The organism is Stenotrophomonas sp. INTA L402-1 (assembly GCF_059295135.1).
In genome coordinates, this window is sequence record NZ_JCAFWP010000219.1 from 1 (window position 1) to 549 (window position 549).

1 protein-coding gene is annotated in these 549 nt (G+C 49.9%); it reads right to left on the minus strand.

Going from position 1 to position 549, the window contains the following annotated elements:
* Positions 1-361: 361 nt before the first annotated feature.
* Positions 362-549 (minus strand): type IV toxin-antitoxin system YeeU family antitoxin (locus tag AC5O77_RS22450; RefSeq protein ID WP_176204426.1); only part of this gene is annotated, 188 nt, incomplete at its 5' end.

Consider the following 549-nt stretch of genomic DNA (forward strand, 5'->3'; position numbering starts at 1 on the left):
GGCTTGCTACGCCCATTTTCCATGTACCCCAAATCACGAGGTCACAAAGGCGCGGAAAGATGAAGGGATGTGCACGTTGCAACAAAAAAAAGAAGCGTCCTTGAACAGAGGCTCTCACTCGATAAAGAATTCTGCGACGAGTGCTTATTCGATATCGATGAGGAAATCAGGGAATGCTGGTCCAGTAACCGGGTGAGCAGTGTCTGCCAGATGGTGACTGGAGACGGGCAGCACGATACCTCCCGTACATGCGTGTCGGGTAATGTTTTCATACTGAAGATTTTCCTGATATGCAGAGATAAAAAATGGGACAGTGGCGTGGTGAAAACACCAGGCCGGAGCAGAAGGTTATTCTGGTGGTTTACTTTTTCGTTTCAGGTGTCGGATAAACAGCCAGATAAACGTAACCACAGGAGCCGAGGGTGTCGGCTTCACAGGTCAGCCCCTTCGCATACAGTGTCACGGTATGCTGATGGCGGGGATTCAGTTCACCACTGGTGAGCATTAATTTCAGTTGTTTCATCAGCAGCGGAAAGGCCTGGTCCAGAG